Consider the following 512-nt stretch of genomic DNA (forward strand, 5'->3'; position numbering starts at 1 on the left):
CTCCGGCGTGAGCAGCAGCACGAGGAGCGCCCGCTCGAACTCCAGTCGGCCCTCGAAGAGGCGCACGCCCACCGTGACCGCCACGAGCGCCGTGCACAGCGTCGCGCCGAACTCCAGCACGAAGCCCGACAGGAACGCGACGCGCAGCACCCTCATCGTGCCCGCCCGGTACGCCTCGCCGACCGCCGAGAGCCAGCCCGTGCTGCTTCGGGCCTGCCCGTACGTCACGAGGGTCGGCAGGACCCGCAGGGTGTCCGCGAGGAGCGCCCCGAGCTGACCGAGCGCCTCCCAGCGCTCGCGGGACGCGGCCTCCGCGCGCGTCCCGACGAGCCACAGGAACACCACCACGAGGGGCCCCGTGAGCAGCAGCAGCAGCCCGCTCGCGGGATCGAGGACGAGCACCGTGAGGGCCACGAGCGGGGGCACGACGGCCGCGAACGCGGAGCCCGGCACGAAGCGCCCCACGAGCCCGTCGAGCTTCGAGACGCCCGAGGTGGCGGTCGTGACGAGCT

The 512-nt window shown here is 74.4% G+C and carries 1 protein-coding gene; it reads right to left on the reverse strand.

Going from position 1 to position 512, the window contains the following annotated elements; all coding sequences use genetic code 11:
- The coding region (locus DEIPI_RS29460; RefSeq protein ID WP_045233862.1) for an ABC transporter transmembrane domain-containing protein at window positions 1-512 on the reverse strand (512 nt) is incomplete at both ends.

It is taken from the genome of Deinococcus pimensis DSM 21231 (assembly GCF_000519345.1).
Lineage (GTDB): Bacteria > Deinococcota > Deinococci > Deinococcales > Deinococcaceae > Deinococcus_A > Deinococcus_A pimensis.